Here is a 14,414-nt window from a genome sequence, read left to right on the forward strand (position 1 = left end):
TCTGCAGGCCGCCATCGACCTCGCGAGTGACCTGCGCCTTGCCATCCCCGATCTCGATCTTCGAGGCGAAGGTCGCCTGGGCCGAACCGAGCAGTGCCGCCAGCATCTGGCCGGTCTGATTGCTGTCGTCGTCGATCGCCTGCTTGCCGACGATGACAAGCCCCGGCTGTTCGGCATCGGCCACACCCTTGAGGATCTTGGCGACGGCGAGCGGCTCGACTTGCTCGTCGGTCTCGACCAGGATCGCCCGGTCGGCGCCCATGGCGAGCGCCGTCCGCAGCGTCTCCTCGGCCTTGGCAGGACCGATCGACACCACCACCACTTCTTCCGCCTTGCCGGCCTCCTTCAGCCGCAGCGCCTCTTCCACCGAGATCTCGTCGAACGGGTTCATCGACATCTTCACATTGGCAAGCTCGACACCCGAACCATCCGGCTTCACCCGGATCTTCACGTTGTAGTCGACAACCCGCTTGACGGGCACGAGAATCTTCATTTGCAATCCCCTTTGTTATTCCGAATGTTGGGCCCTTACAGCGCCGGCGTCTTGCCAGACAAGCTAAGGACACCGCGAGACCTGTGCCTTGCGCTAGTGCGGCCGATCAGAAAGCAATGCCCAGAAGGCAAAGAGCGGTGTGTCGACCGACCTCATGGCGTGTTTGATACCCGGGATATTATAGAACGATCCGCCGATGCCAGGCGAAAACCAGTTCCCCTCCCCCTGCTTGAACTCCCCCTCGGAAAGCACGAGATAGATCTCCTCCGGCGCATGATCATGATCGGGATAGCGCACATGCGGCGCCATCAACGTCACACCGAGCCACAGGTCGCTCCGCTCCTCCAGTCCGCCGGGGCCGATGATCATCGCATTGGCATGCCCATCGGCAAAATTGTCGCTCGCCGAGTGGTCATACTTGGTGCGCCGACGCCATTCAAGCATTGGCTCGATGCCTTTGAACGCCTCGACCAATCGCCCCAGCGAAGGATCATAGGAGGTATCAATCGCGAGCGCCACATCAAGGTGAGCGCAGACCGGCAACCGGCTCCCGTCCCCCGCCCGTGCGGTCCCCGGCTGCTCCAGCCTTGCGAGAAACTGTCGGAGCGAGCGCCGGGCCTGCGGGGCTGTCGCAAATGTCTGGAAAGCCTGAGACGCAGCGTCCAAGAAAAGCTGCAGGCTCTCCCCGCGTAAACTCATGCCATCCCCTCCCTAGAACTGGACGATTTTAGCCCGGCCAGCCAGTGGCCTCTCCTGCAATCATATATCTTTCGCGAGACGCAGGCCGTCATAGACGGCGGCATGCGTGTTGCGCGCAGCGACAGCGTCGCCGATCCGGAACAGCTGGAATTTGCCCTCGGGATTGCGAACGACCGACTGCGGTTCACCGGCCAGAAGCTGGTCGTGCGATATCTCGCCGAGGTTGCTCGAATTGGGCTTCAGCTCGAAATAGAGCTCATCGAGCGCAATGGTCCCGTGATTGACGATGATCTGGTCGTAGCTGCTCTGCCTGGCAATCCCGCCGTAATCGCTGCCGACATGAGCGACGAGTTGATTGCCGCTCTTCTCGACCGCCTCCAGGCGATAGGTGACGGTGAAGGTCACGTCATGCTTCTGAAGGGAGCGCATATAGGGCACGAGGTTCATCGCCATGACCTCCGGCGCGAAGGACCGGTCGGGCGTCATGATCTCGACCTTGGCGCCCGCCTTGGCGAGAAATTCCGCCGCCTGAAGGCCGGCATGGTCGCCGGCATCGTCGAAAATCAGGACGTTGGTGCCAGGCTTCACGTCACCGGAGATGATGTCCCATGAGGAGACCACCAACTCATTGCCTCTCGAGAGAACTTCGGTATGCGGCAGGCCGCCGGTCGCGATAATGACGACATCGGGATTTTCGGCTTCGATCGTGTCGGCTTCCGCCCAGGTGTTGAAGTGGAAGGTCACGTCGTATTTCTCGCACTGGCTCATGCGCCAGTCGATGATGCTGATCATCTCCCTGCGGCGTTCGCTCTGGGCGGTGAGGCGGATCTGGCCGCCGGGATTGTTCGCCGCTTCGAAAACGACGACCTTGTGGCCGCGTTCCCCGGCCACCCGCGCCGCCTCAAGACCGGCCGGACCGGCGCCGACGATAACGACCTTCTTCTTCACATCGGCCTTATCAAGGATATGCGGCATGGTCAGTTCGCGACCGGTGGCGGCATTGTGGATGCAATAGGCGGCGCCGCCCTGATAGATGCGGTCAAGACAGTAATTGGCGCCGACGCAGGGGCGGATATCCTCTTCCCGCTTCTCGATAATCTTGCGCACGATGTGCGGGTCGGTCATGTGGGCGCGGGTCATGCCGACCATGTCGACCTTGCCGGCGGCGATCGCGTGGCGCGCCGTGGCGACGTCAGGGATCTTCGCCGCATGGAAGGTCGGAAAATCGGTCGCGGCGCGGATTTCGCCGGCGAAATCGAGATGCGGGGAATTCGCCATGCCCTGGATCGGGATCACGTCTGTCAGACCGGCGTCGGTATCGATATGGCCACGGATCACATTCAGGTAATCGATGAGGCCGCTCTCCTTCAGGCGCTTGGAGAATTCGATGCCTTCGGCCTTGCCCGTGCCGCCGGGAAGACACTCGTCGGCCGTATAGCGCAGGCCGAGAATGAACTCGTCGCCCACCCTTTTCCGGATCGCCTTGAACACGTCGAAACAGAAGCGCAGACGATTGTCGAGCGAACCGCCATAGGGGCCATCGAGCTCATTGGTGAGCGGAGACACGAACTGGTCGATCAGGTGGCCGTAGGCCTCGAGCTCGACACCGTCCATGCCGCCCGCCTTCATGCGCTCGGCCGCGTCGGCGAAATCCTTGATGATGCGCTCGATATCCCAGTCTTCCATCTTCTTCGGGAAGGCGCGGTGCGAAGCCTCGCGATGGTGCGACGGCGCCACGACCGGCAGCCAGTCGCCCTTGTCCCAGCGCGTGCGCCGGCCGAGATGGGTGAGCTGGATCATGATCGCCGCCCCCTCTTCGTGGACGGCGTCCGTCATTTCCCTGATCCAGGGTACGATCTCGTCCTTATAGGCCAGCAGGTTGTTGAAAACAGGCGGACTATCCCTGGAAACCGCGGCTGAGCCTGCCGTCATCGTCAAGGCCACCCCGCCTTTTGCCCGCTCCACCGTATAGGCCCGATACCTCTCCTTCGGCATGCCGTCCTCGGGATAGGCCGGCTCGTGCGAGGTTACGATGATACGGTTACGCAGCATCAGATGCTTGAGCTGGTAAGGCTGAAGAAGAGGATCGTTCGACATGGGCCGTGGTTCCGGATTAAAATATCGAAGCAAACGCTAAGGGCAATGTACATATGTGTCAACATTGAAAACATGAAAGTCATTGTTGACGACACTAATGTACATTTTTTCTTGTGCCAAGCTGCGGAAGTTGATAGGAGATGATGCATGGACCAGGCTTTGAACGACACCGGCTGGCGCGGATCGCAGGAGGGTTGGCTGGAAGCAGCCTACCAGTCACTGTTGGAATCTGGCGTGGAATCGGTGAAAATTCTGCCGCTCGCAAAGAAGCTCAATCTCTCGCGAACGAGTTTTTACTGGTTTTTCAAGGATCGAGAGGAACTGTTGAGCGCGCTGGTGGCGCGTTGGCGCGATAAAAACACCGGCAATATCGTCAAGCAGTCCGAAGCCTATGCGGAGTCGCTGGCCGAAGCGATGCTCAACGTTTTCGATTGCTGGCTGAACACCGATCTCTTCGACGCCAAGTTCGAATTTGCCGTGCGCAGTTGGGCCCTGCAGTCGGACGAGCTTCTGGCCGAGGTCCACAAGGCCGATCAGATCCGGCTGGAGGCGCTTAAACGAATGTTTATGCGGTTCGGGGTACCAGAAACGACATCAGATGTCAGAGCGCGGACAACTTATCTCGTTCAGATCGGCTATATCTCCATGCAGTCGAAGGAGGAACTCGCCATCCGCATGAAACGGATTCCGGAATATATTGCGATCTACACGGGCGAAGTGCCGCAGCAGAGGGAGCTCGATCGCTTCTTCGCGCGGCATAGCTATAGGCCCGGCTGAGGAAGCCGAGATGAGCGTTTCCTTGAGGATCGGTATAATTGGTGGTGGCGGCTGGCTCGGCGGGGCCATTGCCGGCTCGATCCTCGAATCCGGCCTGATCGACCCTCGAAATCTCTGCCTCTCCTATCGCAGCCGGCAGCCCGACCGTTTCCCGGATTCCTTCTGGACCACCGACAGCCAGGAACTTGCCGACCGCTCGGATGTGATCCTTCTCTCCATCCGCCCCGATGACTGGTATCCGCTCGCGCTCGATGCTTCCGACAAGCTCGTGATTTCGGTCATGGCCGGCATTCGCCTGGGCGTCCTCTCGGAGCGCCACAAGACAGGCCGCGTTGTCCGCGCTCTGCCGAATGCCGCTGCCGAAGTGGGGAGATCCTATACCCCCTGGATCGGCGCTGGCGGTGTCACGGCAGACGACCGGGCCATTGTCGGCGCCATTTTCGAGGCTTGCGGATCACAGGACGAAGTCGCGAGCGAAAGCGACATCGACTACCTCACGGGCCTTTCCGGATCCGGTCCGGCATTTCCGGCGCTGCTCGCTGCCGCCATGATGAGCGACGCCGTCGCCCATGGCCTTTCGGCCGAGACTGCACGCCGCGCCGTCAATACGGTGCTGATCGGCGCCGGCCACCTGCTGGAACGTCGCGGCGAATCTCCTGACGATACCGTTGGGGCCTTTCTCGACTATCGCGGCACCACGGCGGCAGCCATCGAAGGCATGCGCGCCGCCGGGTTCGACGCTGCGGTGACAGAAGGACTATCGGCAGCATTCAAGAAATCGGTGAGTATGGGAGCTGTTTCCTGACGACCGTTGAGGGCGGGTACTGCGGCACCCCGTCTAGCTAGATCAGCCGCTAAATAGAGGGAACGAGAATGAAGAAACTACTTGCATCGACATGTTTGACGTTCGGCCTGCTCGGCGGCGCGTCCTTCGCCAGCGCCGCCGAATGCGGCAGCGTCACCATCGCCAGCATGAACTGGCAGAGCGCCGAAGTTCTCTCCAACCTGGACAAGTTCATCCTGAACGAAGGTTACGGCTGCAGCGCCGACATCACCGTTGGCGACACCGTCCCGACGATCACCTCCATGGCCGAAAAGGGTCAGCCTGATATCGCCCCGGAAGCCTGGATCGATCTGCTGCCGGATGTCGTCAAGAAGGGCACGGAAGAAGGCCGCATCGTCCAGGTCGGCTCGCCGCTGCCGGATGGCGGCGTACAGGGCTGGTGGATACCGAAATATCTCGCCGATGCTCATCCCGACATCAAGACCATCGGCGACGTGCTGAAGCATCCGGAACTCTTCCCTGATCCAGAGGACGCGAAGAAGGGCGCCATCGTCAACGGCCCGCAGGGCTGGGGCGGCACGGTCGTCACCTCGCAGCTATATAAGGCGTTCGGAGCCGAGAAGGCGGGCTTCACCCTCGTCGACACCGGCTCTGCTGCCGGCCTCGACGGTTCGATCGCCAAGGCCTACGAACGCAAGGAAGGCTGGGTCGGTTACTACTGGGCGCCGACCGCGCTACTCGGCAAGTATCAGATGGTCAAGCTCGAAGCCGGCGTGCCGGAAGATGCTGCCGAATGGAAGCGCTGCATCACCGTCGCCGACTGCCCCGATCCGAAGCCGGCGGCATGGCCAGTCGATCACGTCGTGACTCTCGTTGCCAAGCCTTTCTCCGAAAAGGTTGGACCTGAGGTCATGGACTATCTGAAGAAGCGCTCCTGGAGCAACGACACCGTCAACAAGCTGATGGCCTGGATGACGGACAATCAGGCGACCGGCGAAGACGGCGCCAAGCACTTCCTGGAAGAAAACAAGGACATTTGGACCAAGTGGGTCTCGCCTGAGGCAGCCAAGAAGATCGAAGCTGCTCTCTAAGCCAAAATTGCGGTGCGCCAAAAGCGCACCGCTTCTCACGCGCCGACAAAATCAAAAGACTGCCACGGCTGTTTGACGAAAGGGGAACCGAGATGGAATGGTTTTATAAATTCCCGCACATGAACGACGACGCGCTTCGCAACCTGAAGAAAGCGATCGATGACGGCTTTCGCGGATTTACCCGCAGCTATGGCGACGGCATCGAAAGCCTGTTCGTCCCGCTGCAGCACTTCCTCATCGCTGCCGAGCGATTCATGACGCAAACGCCGTGGCCGATCATTACCCTGATCATCCTGGTCATTGCCTGGTTTGCCAGCCGCAGCTTGAAGATCGTTGCCGGCTGTCTGGTGACCCTGATGCTGATCGGCTATTTCGACATGTGGGACGACACGATGCGGACGGTCTCGATGATCTTCGTCTGCACGGTGCTTTCCATCGCTATCGGCATTCCGATCGGGATCCTGATGGCCCGCTCCGACCGGCTGCAGCGCATCGTCAATCCGATCCTCGACGTCATGCAGACGATGCCGAGCTTCGTTTATCTTATCCCGGTCGTCATGCTGCTCGGCATCGGCAAGGTGCCCGGTCTGATCGCCGTCGTCATCTACGCCATTCCGCCGATGATCCGGCTCACCGATCTCGGCATCCGGCTCGTCGACAAGGACGTGCTCGAGGCCGCAGATGCCTTCGGCACCTCCAGAGCGCAGAAGCTTTTCAAGGTGCAGCTGCCACTGGCGCTTCCCACCATCATGGCCGGCATCAACCAGACGATCATGATGGCGCTCGCCATGGTAGTCATCGCTTCCATGATCGGCGTCCAGGGCCTCGGCCAGCCGGTGCTGAAAGCAATCGCCAACCAGTACTTCACGCTGGGCATTTTCAACGGCCTTGCCATTGTCGGCATCGCCATCATCTTTGACCGGGTCAGCCAGGCATATGGCAAAAGGCTCCAGAAGCATCGGGAGACTGTCCATGGCTGAGAATCATTTCGGCGGTATCAAGATCCGCAACCTCTACAAGATCTTTGGGCCCAACCCCGCCGCCCATGTCGATGCGGTGCAGAAGGGCCTGACGAAGACCGAGCTCAATCAGAAGTACGGCCACGTGCTCGGCCTCCGGGATATCAATCTCGAGATGCCCTCCGGCTGCATCCAGGTCGTCATGGGCCTTTCGGGATCGGGCAAGTCGACGCTGATCCGCCATATCAACCGGCTGATCGACCCAACTGCCGGCGAGGTGCTCGTCGACGGCGTCGATGTCGTAAAGATGAACGAAACAGAATTGCGGACGTTCCGCCGGCAGCAGACGGCTATGGTCTTCCAGAAGTTCGCGCTTCTGCCGCACCGCAACGTTCTCGACAACACCATGTTCGGTCTCGAAGTGCAGGGTATGGAGCGCGCGAAGGCCGTCGACGTCGCCATGCGCTGGATCGAGCGCGTCGGGCTGAAGGGCTTCGAGCAGAAATACCCCAATCAGCTTTCCGGCGGCATGCAGCAGCGCGTCGGTCTGGCGCGGGCGCTCTCCAACGACGCACCGGTGCTTCTGATGGACGAGGCCTATTCGGCCCTCGACCCTTTGATCCGCACCGATATGCAGACGGTCCTTCTCGACATTCAGAAGGAGATCAAGAAGACCATCGTCTTCATCACCCACGATCTCGACGAGGCTTTGCGGCTGGGCGATCAGATCGCGATCCTGCGCGACGGCGAGGTCATCCAGCAGGGCACCAGCCAGGATATCGTGCTGCGCCCTGCGGACGACTACATCGCCAACTTCGTCAAGGAGGTCAATCGCGGCCGGGTCGTCCACGTCGAAGCCGTCATGACGCCCCTCCATTCCGCCGCGGCGGCAAACGGGCCTACGATCGCAGCCGGCACGACGGTCGAAGAGGCCGTCCGGATGCTGGCCTCGACGCCGGACGACAATGCCAGGGTGGTGTCGCCTTCGGGGGAAACCTTGGGGCTCGTCACCTTCCGCCAGCTCGCCGGCGCGATGGTGAACTCGCAGGAGGTGGCCACCCGGCACGATAGCCCTCTTTCGGTCGCGCTCTGAAGCTCCGCGCGGCCTCTCGCGGCTTGGCCGGCGACACCGACTGAAGGTGTTACCGCGCCATTCTTCGGGGCGCATACGGCAAACATGGCTAGGGACTGCGTGCCGGGTGACCAGCACGTCGCCTATTATGCCGAGCGCGCCATCGGCGGCGCCGGGATGATCGTGGTCGAGCCGATGCCGGTTCATCCCGCCGCCGTACTCACACGCGGAAACTTTCGTCCCGGCGACGATAGCGTCGTTCCTCATTTCAAAAAGGTGACGGCCGCAATCAAGCAAAATGGTGCGATCGCGATCCAGCAGCTCTACCATGTCGGCGCACATGGCGATTCCGACAATTCGTACCACCCGCATTGGTCTCCCTCCGGCATGGCGAGCTATCACGACAGCGATGGCTCGCATTCGATGAGCGAGGCCGAGGTCTCAGAAACCATCGACGGTTTCGTACATGCCGCGCGCCGCTGTCGCGAGGCCGGCTTCGACGGCGTGGAAGTCTGGGCGGCCTATCTCGGGCTCATCGAACAATTCTGGACCCCCTGGTCGAACCGGCGCGAGGATCGATGGGGCGGTTCGCTGGAAAATCGGACCCGCTTTTCCCGAGAAATCATGAGCCGTATCCGCTTGGTATGCGGTCAGGACTTCATCATCGGGCTGGCAATCAGCGATGCCGCCGACCAAAGCGTCGCACTCGGGCGGGACGAACTTGCCGAAATCGTCGCATTGCATGACGATCTTGGCCTTGTCGACTATGTGACCTGCGGTTCTGGCGGCTATCTCGACTTCGAGAAGCTGATGCCGACGTTCCTCTACCAGGAGAAGCTCGGCGCAGATCTCGCCGCGACGATCAAACGATCCGTCAAGCATGCGCTCGTCATCGTCGAAAGCCACATCAGAACCCCGGAAAACGGCGAAACTGTTCTTGGAGAAGGTGCGGCCGACCTCGTCTCGATCGTGCGTGGCCAGATCGCCGATCCTCACCTCGCCCGAAAAGCCGGAGAGGACCGCCCGGAGGATGTTCGCGGCTGCATTTCGTGCAACCAGATGTGCTGGGGCCGGCGTTCGCGCGATTATTGGATAAGCTGTCTGATCAACCCTTCGGCCGGGCGCGAATACCAATGGGGCGGCGACCGCTTCACGGCGGCGGCCGAGCCGAAGACGGTGCTGGTGGTGGTGCCGGGCCGGCCGGCCTGGAAGCCGCCCGCACCGCTGCCGAGCGAGGTCACAAAGTCATTCTGGCGGAAGCGTCGAGCCGCCTTGGCGGCAATTTCCTGCTTGCCGGAATGCAGCCCCGCCGGGCACAGGTCCTCGACCTCATCGGCTGGTACGAACGGCAGCTGACAAAGCTCGGAGTCGATATCAGGCTTAACTCCTATGTCGAGGCATCGGATGTCGAAGCCTTCGGCGCGGATGCCATCATCCTCGCCACCGGTTCCTATTCCCCCGAAACCGGCTTCCAGAAGGCTCTGCCGGCTGTGGAGACTCTACCAGGCATCGAAAAGGGAAATGTCTTTACGGTCGAGGCGGTCATGGCCCGGCAGGCAAGGCCCGGCAAACGGGTTTTCTTGCTGGACGAAGGAGGCGGATGGCGCGGCTGCGGCACCGCCTGGAAGCTGGCTGAGGATGGGCACCTGGTGACGATGCTTTCACCCGATCCCTTCATCGGCAAGGAGCTTCAGCGCACGACCGCCGACGTACCGCTGCGCCGGACCCTGAAGAGGCTGGGCGTCAAATGGCTTCTGGAGGTCAGGGTGCTGGAATGGCACGGCAGTGGGGTCACGCTGCTGGATCACAGTACAGGTGAACGCTTTTTCGAGGAAGGCGACAGCTTGGTGCTCTCCACCACCAATGCGGCGGCCAGCGCGCTGGGCGAGGAATTGCGCTCGCAGGGTATCGACGTCGTCGAGATCGGCGACTGCGCCGCGCCGCGCCAAGCCCCCTATGCCTTCTACGAGGGGCGGCGAGTCGGACTGGAGGTCTGATGCCGGCGCCGAAAAGGTGGTGCGGGAAGCGTCAACCTATACATATTGCGCAGGTCCAGTCCAGACTGCGTCACGAAAAGCCGATTGCCACAGAATATCGGCACGCGCCAATTGCTCCATCGCCGGGGAACACTAAACTCAGGCCGACCGGGACCATGATGGTCCATGGTCTGCAAGCCACCGCTCCATCGATCACCCCATATGATGGACGGGGATTATATCCATACGCACTCCATCCCGTGCGTATGCCAACTGCCTGTCAGCCTGCCGAAGGCTATCTCGAGCGGTCCACTTCAGAACCTTCGGCAGGCGACTTTTGGATGGCGCCTTGAATATGCCCTATGCGCACGCTGGCTAATCGTTTCATCACCGGATCACCATCAAGGCAGCAGTTCCAAGGCCTTGCCAAGTGCAGCCGGTTCTGTCAGTTCCTGCCACCTGGCCAGGAAGATCCGACGGATGAGAATTATCGATAAATCATTTAAAAGGCTTGCGTTTCCGACGCACCCCACGCGCGAGCTCTGCCTGGATCGGCTTGCCCCGGCCAGCAATACCGACGCCCGGATCACGTTGAAACTTACCCGTCTGGCTGCCGCTTACTGCGCTCCGGCTTGTTATCCGCTAATATATGGCCAAGCCTTGTTCGTCATGCCCTGGCAAGCGTGAGGAGAAAGATGACGCTCGGTGACGTGGGAACAAAAAGAGGGACGTACTTCATTCTGATGTTGAGGTGGCCGAGGTGTCACACCGTGCGCGACGCCAGATGAAATAACGGGGACAGCATGACGGAAAACAGCGCTCAGCCATTCTCCTTCCGATTCCACGGTTCGTCTTTCGACAACATGGTGGAAACTCTCGGCGGTGCCTTCGGCGCGTTTGATGCCGAGCCTGTCGGCCGCGCCAAGGATTTTCATTGGGGATTGGATTTTTCCGTGGCCGAGAGCGCCGTCCTGCTGACGGGCTATCATGAGGCGGAGTTCCAATTCAACGTCGAGCCGACGGTCAACACGGCAGAGTATCTGTCGCTCGTGGTGCCGCGTCGTGGCGGCATGGGAGTTACCTATGGGGCGCGCAAGGCCGAGGCCGGGCAAGGCAAACTGCTTCTCTACAATAATTTCGAACCCGACAGCGTTCTCATGCACGGGCAGGGGAACGTCATCGACGAATTGCTGATCAACTGGCCCGTCATCCTCCAGACGATCGGCCAGACGTTCGAAATGCCGTTCAGCGGCTCGCTCGACCTTCTGCCCGAACTGGATCTGTCGACGCCGGCCGGCCGGACGATCGGCAACCTCACCGAAACGATCATATCGGGGATGCGCGACAACGGCCCGCTGCTGCAGTCGCCGATCGCCATGGCGCACATGACACAGGCGCTCGCCGATCTCGTCGTGCGCATGGTGCCGCACCGGCTGTCGCATTTCCTTGAAAAGGGAACCGCTCTGATTGCTCCGAAGCATGTGCGCAGGGCGATCGAGTTCATGCAGGCCAATATCGATCAGCCGATCACCAAGCCGAAGGTGGCGGAAGCGGCCGGCGTCTCCAGCAGAGCGCTCGAAACCGGTTTCCGCGCATTCAAGGGAACGTCCCCCGCCGCTTACCTGCTGACGCTTCGTCTGCGCGCGGCGCGCCGGGATCTGCTGGATCCCGAGTGCAGGGAGACGATGAAGGCCATCTGTCTCAAATGGGGATTTTTTCATTTCGGCCGCTTTTCCGCGGTCTACAAGGCGACATATGGCGAATACCCCTCCGATACGAGAAAGCGCATGGGCCGCCGGTAACTTGCATCTGAAGCGCACAGCGATCTTTCAGCTTCGCTCTTTGCGCCCTCTGTCTTTAAAGCACGGCCAACTTGTAGTGCACTCGCATCGTCCTCGGATCCCGCTTGACGATTTCAAGCATATCACCACGCTCCGCCAACCCGCTGAGATCCCGCAACACAAGGGCATGCCCGATCCCCAGCATGCGCGCAAAGGAGCGGCTGTCGGAGGCGATGCCGAGCTCGGCGGCGACGAGCAGACCAGCCTGTATGGAGGTCAATCCGATGTCCCTATCCTGCGCCGCAGCGACAAGGGCAAGAAACCGGTCTGCGCCGATAGCCTCATTACTCACGCGGCGTCTCGCTTGCGCAAGGAAACCATGATCGATTTCGAGGTCGGCGTATCGCTTTCCTCGCCGGCGCTGCCAAGCGGCACGAGCACGTTCAGCTCCGGGTAATAACCGGCAATGCTGCCCTGCGGAATATCATAGGGCACGAAGCGGAAATCCCGCGCGATACGCTCGATGCCGTCATCGTACTCGCCGATCACGTCGACACGGTCACCGGCCTCGGCATTCATCGCCCTCAGATCCGCCGGATGAATGAAGATGACCTGCCGCTCTCCGTAGACACCGCGATATCGGTCATCGAGACCATAGACCGTCGTATTGTATTGGTCGTGCGACCGGAACGTCTGCAGAGCGAAACGCCCCTCGCCCCTGCGCGCACGCTGGTGCACGGTTTCCGCAGGAAACGGCTGGCAAGAGAATGATGCCCTGCCTGCCGGCGTCTGCCACTCCCGATGGGCGGCCGGATTGCGCAGATGGAAACCGCGCGGCTTGCGCAGGCGGGCATTATAGTTTTCAAAGCCGGGAATGGTCGCCTCGATATGATCACGGATGCGGTCGTAGTCGTCGGTCAGTTCTGCCCAGTCGGCCACGGAGGAGCCGACCGTTGCCTGCGCAATGCCGGCAATGATGGCGACTTCCGAGAGGAGATGCGGCGAGGCCGGACGGTTGATGCCGGCTGATCCATGCACCATGCTCATCGAATCTTCGACACTGACGAGTTGAGAATTGCCGGCAGCGTTCAGATCCATCTCGGTACGCCCGAGGCAGGGCAGAATGAAGGACGCCTCGCCGGGCATCAGATGTGAATGATTGGGTTTGGTGGCGATGTGCACTGTCAGCTTCAGCTGGCGAAGCGCTTTTTCGACCAGTGCGCTGTCGGGCGTCGCACGGGCAAAATTGCCGCCAAGCCCGATGAAGGCCTCGGCCGAGCCGTCGAGCATCGCCCCGATCGCGGCAAGAACATTGTGGCCATGGTCACGAGGCACGGAGAAGCCGAAATGCTTTTCCAGCGTGTCGAGGAAATCGTCCGAAGGCTTTTCATTGATGCCGACGGTCCGGTCACCCTGGACGTTGGAATGGCCGCGAACCGGGCAAAGACCGGCGCCAGGCTTGCCAATATTGCCACGCAGGAACATGAAGTTGGCGATCTCCTGGATCGTCGCCACCGAATGCAGGTGCTGGGTCACTCCCATTGCCCAGGTGCAGATGACCCGTTCGGCCCTGATATAGACATCGGCGGCCTGTTCGATTTCCTGTCGGCTCAGTCCCGATTGGTCTTCGATATCAGCCCAGGCCGTCGCCTCGACTAATGCCCGGTATTGCGCAAACCCGGCGCAATGGTCGGCCAGAAACGCATGATCGAGAACCGGCGGCAGACCGGCGGCAACCGCAGCGTCTTCCGCGGCCAGCACCGCCTTTGCCATTCCCCGCACAGCGGCCATGTCGCCGCCGAGCTGCGGTTGCAGATAGAGGCCGGCGATATCGGTCGCGCCGCCGCGCAGCATCTCGATCTTGTCCTGCGGATCGGAGAAACGCTCCAGCCCGCGCTCGCGGATCGGATTGAAAACGACGATCCGCGCGCCGCGCATCGCCGCCCGGCGCAGGTCGCCGAGCATTCGGGGATGATTGGTGCCGGGATTCTGGCCGATCACAAAGATCGCATCGGCCTCCTCGAAGTCCTCCAGAAGCACGGTGCCCTTGCCGACGCCGATCGCCTGGTTCAGCGCGATTCCACTTGCCTCGTGACACATGTTGGAACAATCGGGAAAATTGTTGGTGCCGTAGATGCGCACGAACAGCTGATAGAGGAAGCCAGCCTCGTTGCTGGCGCGGCCGGACGTATAGAACTCCGCCCGATTGGGATTATCGAGGCCCTTCAGAATGCTGCCGATCTCGGCAAAGGCATCCTCCCACGCCACCGGCAGGTAACGGTCGCTCGCAGTATCGTAACGCATCGGATGCGTGAGGCGGCCATTGAGTTCCAGTTCGTAATCCGACAACCGGCGAAGCTCAGAGACCGTATTCGTCGCAAAGAAGGCGGGTGTCGCCCGCTTTTCCGTGGCCTCCCAGGCGACGGCCTTCACGCCGTTCTCACAAAATTCGAACGACGATGCGTGTTCCGGATCGCCCCAGGCGCAGCCCGGGCAATCGAAGCCGTCCGGCTGGTTCGCCTTCAGCATCGTCCGCGCCCCCGAGACCGGCATGCCGCTTTGCAGCAATTGTTTGCCGCAGCTTTTCAGAGCGCCCCAGCCGCCGGCTGCCGCCGATTTCTTGCCGATAAATTTTGTGTCCATGCGCCCTGTATTGATAAAGGGCGCTAAACATCAAGGGCGTAC

Annotated in this window: 11 protein-coding genes and 1 pseudogene; 7 read left to right on the forward strand and 5 right to left on the reverse strand. The window is 61.0% G+C overall.

Annotated features, from left to right (window positions below):
- The 3 genes from B5E41_RS23365 to B5E41_RS23375 form a co-directional block, all read right to left on the reverse strand.
- Nucleotides 1-493: electron transfer flavoprotein subunit beta/FixA family protein (locus tag B5E41_RS23365; RefSeq protein WP_088396257.1), on the reverse strand; the 493-nt coding region annotated here is incomplete at its 3' end.
- A gap of 93 nt (nt 494-586) precedes the next feature.
- Nucleotides 587-1,192 (reverse strand): dimethylsulfoniopropionate lyase, encoded by a 606-nt coding sequence (locus tag B5E41_RS23370; RefSeq protein ID WP_088396258.1) that lies wholly within the window; start codon nt 1,190-1,192, stop codon nt 587-589.
- A 60-nt stretch (nt 1,193-1,252) separates the two neighbouring features.
- On the reverse strand, nt 1,253-3,289 hold the full coding sequence (locus B5E41_RS23375; RefSeq protein WP_088396259.1) for an NADH:flavin oxidoreductase: 2,037 nt from the start codon (nt 3,287-3,289) through the stop codon (nt 1,253-1,255).
- 147 nt (nt 3,290-3,436) lie between these two features.
- On the opposite strand from B5E41_RS23375, the gene B5E41_RS23380 reads away from it, so the two are divergent.
- The 7 genes and pseudogenes from B5E41_RS23380 to B5E41_RS23410 all read left to right on the forward strand — a co-directional run bounded on the left by B5E41_RS23380 (nt 3,437) and on the right by B5E41_RS23410 (nt 11,750).
- Entirely contained in the window at nt 3,437-4,066 is a 630-nt protein-coding gene (locus tag B5E41_RS23380; protein ID WP_064812848.1) for a TetR/AcrR family transcriptional regulator, read from the forward strand.
- Between the two features lie 10 nt (nt 4,067-4,076).
- Nucleotides 4,077-4,871, forward strand: a complete 795-nt coding sequence (locus B5E41_RS23385) for a pyrroline-5-carboxylate reductase family protein (RefSeq protein WP_088396260.1) — start codon at nt 4,077-4,079, stop codon at nt 4,869-4,871.
- 68 nt (nt 4,872-4,939) lie between these two features.
- Nucleotides 4,940-5,941 (forward strand): ABC transporter substrate-binding protein, encoded by a 1,002-nt coding sequence (locus B5E41_RS23390; protein ID WP_088396261.1) that lies wholly within the window; start codon nt 4,940-4,942, stop codon nt 5,939-5,941.
- A gap of 92 nt (nt 5,942-6,033) precedes the next feature.
- The gene (locus tag B5E41_RS23395; protein ID WP_064812854.1) at nt 6,034-6,921 is read left to right on the forward strand and encodes an ABC transporter permease; all 888 of its coding nucleotides are present in this window, start codon (nt 6,034-6,036) and stop codon (nt 6,919-6,921) included.
- The gene (locus B5E41_RS23400) at nt 6,914-7,993 is read left to right on the forward strand and encodes a quaternary amine ABC transporter ATP-binding protein (protein ID WP_088396262.1); all 1,080 of its coding nucleotides are present in this window, start codon (nt 6,914-6,916) and stop codon (nt 7,991-7,993) included. Before B5E41_RS23395 ends, B5E41_RS23400 begins: the two co-directional genes overlap by 8 nt.
- A gap of 63 nt (nt 7,994-8,056) precedes the next feature.
- Nucleotides 8,057-9,969, forward strand: a pseudogene (locus B5E41_RS23405) (oxidoreductase); the annotation flags it as partial.
- A gap of 782 nt (nt 9,970-10,751) precedes the next feature.
- Entirely contained in the window at nt 10,752-11,750 is a 999-nt protein-coding gene (locus B5E41_RS23410) for an AraC family transcriptional regulator (RefSeq protein ID WP_088396263.1), read from the forward strand.
- A 55-nt stretch (nt 11,751-11,805) separates the two neighbouring features.
- Here the strand turns inward: B5E41_RS23410 and B5E41_RS23415 are convergent, their stop codons facing one another.
- Both B5E41_RS23415 and B5E41_RS23420 read right to left on the reverse strand, forming a co-directional pair.
- The gene (locus B5E41_RS23415) at nt 11,806-12,081 is read right to left on the reverse strand and encodes a hypothetical protein (RefSeq protein ID WP_088396264.1); all 276 of its coding nucleotides are present in this window, start codon (nt 12,079-12,081) and stop codon (nt 11,806-11,808) included.
- On the reverse strand, nt 12,078-14,372 hold the full coding sequence (locus B5E41_RS23420; RefSeq protein ID WP_088396265.1) for an FdhF/YdeP family oxidoreductase: 2,295 nt from the start codon (nt 14,370-14,372) through the stop codon (nt 12,078-12,080). Before B5E41_RS23420 ends, B5E41_RS23415 begins: the two co-directional genes overlap by 4 nt.
- Between the last annotated feature and the right edge of the window lie 42 nt (nt 14,373-14,414).

It is taken from the genome of Rhizobium esperanzae (assembly GCF_002204185.1).
Lineage (GTDB): Bacteria > Pseudomonadota > Alphaproteobacteria > Rhizobiales > Rhizobiaceae > Rhizobium > Rhizobium esperanzae.

What these genes read in the sequence shown, in the direction of transcription:
- B5E41_RS23395 (WP_064812854.1), top strand. Translation starts at nt 6,034, where the DNA reads ATGGAATGGTTTTATAAATTCCCGCACATGAACGACGACGCGCTTCGC.
- B5E41_RS23375 (WP_088396259.1), bottom strand. Translation starts at nt 3,289, where the DNA reads ATGTCGAACGATCCTCTTCTTCAGCCTTACCAGCTCAAGCATCTGATG.
- B5E41_RS23410 (WP_088396263.1), top strand. Translation starts at nt 10,752, where the DNA reads ATGACGGAAAACAGCGCTCAGCCATTCTCCTTCCGATTCCACGGTTCG.
- B5E41_RS23380 (WP_064812848.1), top strand. Translation starts at nt 3,437, where the DNA reads ATGGACCAGGCTTTGAACGACACCGGCTGGCGCGGATCGCAGGAGGGT.
- B5E41_RS23370 (WP_088396258.1), bottom strand. Translation starts at nt 1,192, where the DNA reads ATGAGTTTACGCGGGGAGAGCCTGCAGCTTTTCTTGGACGCTGCGTCT.
- B5E41_RS23390 (WP_088396261.1), top strand. Translation starts at nt 4,940, where the DNA reads ATGAAGAAACTACTTGCATCGACATGTTTGACGTTCGGCCTGCTCGGC.
- B5E41_RS23400 (WP_088396262.1), top strand. Translation starts at nt 6,914, where the DNA reads ATGGCTGAGAATCATTTCGGCGGTATCAAGATCCGCAACCTCTACAAG.
- B5E41_RS23385 (WP_088396260.1), top strand. Translation starts at nt 4,077, where the DNA reads ATGAGCGTTTCCTTGAGGATCGGTATAATTGGTGGTGGCGGCTGGCTC.
- B5E41_RS23420 (WP_088396265.1), bottom strand. Translation starts at nt 14,372, where the DNA reads ATGGACACAAAATTTATCGGCAAGAAATCGGCGGCAGCCGGCGGCTGG.